Source organism: Micromonospora sp. GCM10011541 (genome assembly GCF_042650725.1).
In the GTDB taxonomy this organism is placed as follows: domain Bacteria; phylum Actinomycetota; class Actinomycetes; order Mycobacteriales; family Micromonosporaceae; genus Micromonospora; species Micromonospora sicca.
Genome location: NZ_JBHSBP010000095.1, coordinates 1 through 4,299, shown reverse-complemented (window position 1 = coordinate 4,299; position 4,299 = coordinate 1). Strand labels below are relative to the sequence as shown.

Here is a 4,299-nt window from a genome sequence, read left to right as displayed (position 1 = left end):
AACTCGCCCTGCCCGGCGGACTTGCTATGAGCCGCTGGCCTCAACTCACCCTGACAGACAGGGCAATGGCGGCGGTCGCGTTGTGGTTCGCGACGACCGCGTGCTGTTGCTACGCAACGAGCGCGACGAGTGGGAGCTGCCGGGCGGAAAGCTGGATCTCGGCGAGGAACCGGCAGAGTGCGTGGCTCGGGAGATCGCCGAGGAGGTCGGCTGGCGGGTGACCTCCGGCCCGCTGCTGGACGCTTGGCAGTACCACATCCGCGACGGCGTCGACGTCCTCATCATCACGTACGGGTGCCACGTCAGCACCGACGCTGATCCGGTCGTCAGTTACGAGCATAAGGAAGTCGGCCTGTTCACCGAGGCCGAGGCCGCGGCGCTGCGCATGCCAGAGGGGTACAAGAGGTCCATCGCGACCTGGTACGCCACGCTCAGCATCCGAGTCATGTAGGCGGCCGACAATGCGGTGCGGCGGTTGCGGGGCGGTGGTCGGCCGCTGGAGTGCGTCGCCGCTGTGCCCGGCTTGCCACGCCATCGCCGGTGCCGCCTTGCCAGCTCCTGCCCAGCGCCGTGGAGGCTCGGCCTTTTGGTTGTGGACCAGCGATACCACACGGGCCGCGCTGGCCAGCGGCGATCTCGCGGTCATCATTCGCACCTACCGGGCCGCGACCGGGGTGAGCCAAAGGCGTCTGGCGGAGTTGCTCGGCTACGACGCGACGTACATTTCGATGATCGAAACGGGGCGGCGGGAGATCAGCGATGTCGCCGCCCGGCTACGTATCGCCCGCCACCTCGGCCTGCCAGCGCACACGCTTGGTGTTAGCGACCCCGACGACGGCGACTTCGCCGCGATGCTCCAGTTCGGCGAGTCGACTATCCGCCTCGCCGCGATCGCACGGCAGTCCGGGCATGGCGCCGAAGCCGTCAACGAGCTCTGGCCGCTGGTCACCCGCTTGGAGAGCCGGGTCGCCGACGGGCATGTTGAGCGGGATGTGATGCGCCTGCTTGCCCGTGCCCGCGCCGAACTCGGCGTCTCACTCGGCCACGTCTTGCCCGAGGAGCGATTGGTCAGTGCCGCCCGCTGGACCGGCCGGGCGCTGTGGCTGGCCGAACACCTCGACGACCAGGACCTGCTCGCCTTCACCCTTCGGGTACACGGCAACGAGCTGCGTAAGGTCGAGCGGCCCAAGACCGCCGTTGCCCGACTTCGACGCTCCATGGAACTGGCGCCTGATCCCGACCGAGGTGCTGCCCTCGTACAGCTCGCTCGAGCCGCCGGCGAACTCGGCGACCGCGCCCTGTTCGACCACGCCATCACCACCGCCTGGCGACTGGTCGACTCCAAACCCGGCACAGGACTCACCAGCCCCTATGCCCTCCATGAAGTGCACCTGCGCGGGCTGGTCCACACCCGCCGATCCGACCTGGCCATCGACCTGCTCGATCGCCACCGTATGTCCGCCACCGCGATACGTCGCCGCGACGCCACGCTGATAATCGACGAGGCGCAAAACTTCCTCACCCTCGCCAACAGCCTGGACACGATGCTCGCCGAAGCCCGCAAGTACCGACTGTCCCTCGTCCTGTCCCACCAGGACCTCGCCCAGTTCCCGAAGGACCTCCTCGCGGCCGTCTCCGCGAACGCCCGCAACAAGATCTACTTTTCGTGCGCGCCCGAGGACGCCCGGGTCCTGGCCCGCCACACCCTGCCGGAGCTCGACGAGCACGACCTGACCCACCTCGACGCCTACACCGCCGCGACGCGTCTGGTCGTCGACGGCCGCCAGACACCAGCATTCACCCTGAAGACGCGACCGCCCCAGCCGATCGTGGGTGAGGCCACCGCGATCCGTCAGACAGCCGCGCAGGCCGTGGACCCGCAGAACAGCACCGCCATCGACGCCCTGGTCGACCGCCTGTCGAAGGCCGGGGACGACCGCACCACCAAAGCCAGAGGCGCCAAGGACAAGCGCTGAGTGCCGAACCCGGTGTCGGCGTAGGGGTACGTGCACAGCCAGGTGCGGCTGAACGTGCACAGCGTCTTGTAGGCAGACGACGAGATGAAGGGGCAGCTCCGGCGCTCCAAACCGCTCACAAACCGACCAGGGACTCGGCGGAATCCACCAAGACTGGCCGGCGACCGCTGTGACGATCGGTAACCAGCGACGCGGCATCGACCGGGCGACACATCCTCTTCTAATGGGTTCTGTCAGCCTGCTGCGGCAGGATGGCTCCGGTAGCGGCTGGCGGGTCAGCACTCTTCTCTTCAGGCCTTCAAGGTCTTGCGGCAGACCGAGCGCCCGCTGGTCGTGAGGAGGCTGGACAGCTGATGGGATGACGTGCCCCGGATGTTCGCGGTGAGTACTTGGCCATTAGATCGCTGAGGTCTCTTCCACGCTGCCATGGACGACACTGTCCATCGAGGAAGGTGGCGTGATGCTGTATCTGGGAGACGACTGGGCCGAGGACCACCACGACGTTGAGCTCGTCGACGACCACGGTGCGAGGTTGGCCCGTAAACGGCTACCCGAAGGTCTCGAGGGCGTCACCCGGTTGCACGCGCTGATCGCCGAGCGGATGCCGCCCGAGTGGGTCGACCTGGACCCGGGCGAGGCCGCAGCGCAGGTGCGGATCGGGATCGAGACCGACCGCGGCCCGTGGGTGCAAGCATTGATCGCGGCCGGCTATCAGGTGTATGCGATCAACCCGATGTCCGTGGCCCGCTACCGCGAACGGCACTCCACCTCGGGGGCGAAGTCCGACGCCGGCGACGCGCACGTGCTCGCCGAAATCGTGCGACTGGACCATGCCCATCACCGACCTGTCGCCGGGGACAGCGACCAAGCCGAGGCGATGAAACTCGTCGCCCGCACCCATCAGACCCTGATCTGGGACCGCACGCGGCAGCTGCTGCGGCTACGCAGCGTCCTGCGGGAGTTCTTCCCCGCCGCCCTGGACGTCTTCGACGACCTGACCGCGTCGGACGCGTTGGAGCTGCTGGCGCGTGCGCCGGATCCTGCTCGCGCCGCCCGCCTATCGCGGTCGCAGATCGCCGCGGCGTTGCGGCGGGCGAAACGCCGCCAGGTTGACGCCAAAGCCGCCGACCTGCAGCAGCGACTACGCGGGGCGCAGCTGCGCCAGCCGGACGCCGTCCAGGCCGCCTACGCGGCCATCGTGACCGCTCAGGTCCGGCTGATCGCGGCGCTCAACGTCGAGGTAGAGCAGCTCGGGCAGGTGGTGGCCAAACATTTTGGCCGGCACCGGGACGCTGAGCACTACCTGAGCCAACCCGGCCTCGGCGTGGTCCTCAGCGCCCGGATCCTCGGCGAATTCGGCGACGACCCCCACCGCTTCACCGACGCCAAAGCCCGCAAGAACTACGCCGGCACCTCCCCGATCACCCGCGCATCCGGCACCCGCACCATCGTGCTGGCCCGCTACGCCCGCAACCGACGACTCGCCGACGCCGTCCACCAATGGGCATTCTGCTCGCTGAAAGGCTCACCCGGCGCCCGCGCCTACTACGACGCCCTCCGCGCCCGCGGCACCGGCCACTCTATTGCCAGCAACGTGTACCGCCCGGGCGGTCCGACGCGGTGCAGCCGGCCGGATGTGGCGGCGCGGACGGGCAAGGCCCGTCGACAACGTCCAGCGTCCAGTTCACGCCCACTCGCACTCTCGCCGCGGCACGCCGTTCGCTCAACCGGCGCCGCCGACCTCGGCGCCCGCTCACTGCGACTCGCGCGCTACCCACCGTTACGACGGACGTCGACACACGGACATGGTGCAATCAGAAACCGCAATCGCGTGACCGCCACAGAGCCGCGGTTCGGAACGCGGGCGTACAGGGCATCGCGGCGGGCGCGGCGGTGAGGTCCTGGGCGGCCTGACAGACCTCGACGCCAAGGCGAATCTCTATCGGTACCTGCTTGAGGCGCGCGAGGCGCTGCTCGGGAAGCTCGACGGGCTGTCGGAGTACGACGTACGGCGCCCGCTCGTGCCGACCGGGACGAACCTGCTCGGGCTGGTCAAGCACGTGGCCTCGGTGACCGCCGGGTATTTCGGCGAGGTGTTCGACCGCCCTTTCCCGAACCGGTCGCGGGCCTGAACGAAGACGCCGAGCCGAACACGGACATGTGGGCCGCAGCCGACGAGTCCCGCGACGACATCATCGGCCTGTGGCACCGAGTCTGGGCACACGCGGACGCCACGATCGAGGCGCTCCCGATCGACGCGCCCGGCTCGGTGCGGTGGTGGCAACACACGCCGGTGACGCTGCACCTCATCCTCGTGCACGTG

The 4,299-nt window shown here is 68.8% G+C and carries 2 protein-coding genes and 3 pseudogenes; all 5 read left to right on the top strand.

The window, feature by feature from the left end; all coding sequences use genetic code 11:
* Positions 1–34 precede the first annotated feature (34 nt).
* On the top strand, positions 35–451 hold the full coding sequence (locus ACFOYX_RS31800) for an NUDIX domain-containing protein (protein WP_322444090.1): 417 nt from the start codon (positions 35–37) through the stop codon (positions 449–451).
* A gap of 10 nt (positions 452–461) precedes the next feature.
* Positions 462–749, top strand: a pseudogene (locus ACFOYX_RS31795) (multiprotein-bridging factor 1 family protein); the annotation flags it as partial.
* A 723-nt stretch (positions 750–1,472) separates the two neighbouring features.
* Positions 1,473–1,976, top strand: a pseudogene (locus ACFOYX_RS31790) (TraM recognition domain-containing protein); the annotation flags it as partial.
* Positions 1,977–2,436: 460 nt separating this feature from the next.
* A complete protein-coding gene (locus ACFOYX_RS31785) occupies positions 2,437–3,873 on the top strand; it encodes an IS110 family transposase (RefSeq protein WP_322444087.1) in 1,437 nt (478 codons plus the stop codon).
* Between the two features lie 4 nt (positions 3,874–3,877).
* Positions 3,878–4,299: pseudogene (locus ACFOYX_RS31780) on the top strand (DinB family protein); the annotation flags it as partial.

Excerpts from the sequence above, each read along its gene's own strand:
- ACFOYX_RS31785 (WP_322444087.1), top strand. The coding sequence starts at position 2,437 with ATGCTGTATCTGGGAGACGACTGGGCCGAGGACCACCACGACGTTGAG.